The organism is Vibrio sp. 704 (assembly GCF_033339295.1).
On sequence record NZ_JAWOUH010001113.1, the window covers coordinates 1 to 500 of the forward strand.

Genomic DNA, 500 nt, shown 5'->3' on the forward strand with positions numbered 1-500 from the left:
CCTAGCGGCCTGATGGCTATCCAAGCGATTACGATTGCGGACCAGCGCTACGACTATTACAGCAACAATGTCGATTTTATTCAGAAATACATTTTCCCTGGCGGTTTCTTGCCGTCGGTGACGTCTTTGACACAAGCGACCACTAAGCACAGTGATTTGGTAGTTCGTGATTTGTTTGACATCGGCCTAGACTACGCAAAAACACTGAATGAGTGGCATCGCCGTTTTAACCGCGCAGAGGATGCTGTACGCGGGTTTGGGTACGATGACCGGTGTGTCCGCATGTGGCGGTAGTACCTTAGTTATTGTGAAGGCGGTTTTCTTGCTCGTACGATCAGCGCCGTTCATATGACTTTCCAGCGCCCATAACAATTATGAGAGTGTTGATTGCGTCCACTTGGTTTCAACTGTGCTGGTTTATTGCTGTGCTTGGTACTTTTGAGTGGCAATGGTTGATGATGATACTGGCGTTGGCGACCTTGGTGTATTCCATTCTGACG

General features: G+C 48.6%; 2 pseudogenes. Both read left to right on the forward strand.

Annotation, left to right across the window (positions count from 1 at the left end):
* Positions 1–369 (forward strand): annotated as a pseudogene (locus tag R7R24_RS30940) (class I SAM-dependent methyltransferase); the annotation flags it as partial.
* Between the two features lie 5 nt (positions 370–374).
* Positions 375–500: pseudogene (locus tag R7R24_RS30945) on the forward strand (DUF2878 domain-containing protein); the annotation flags it as partial.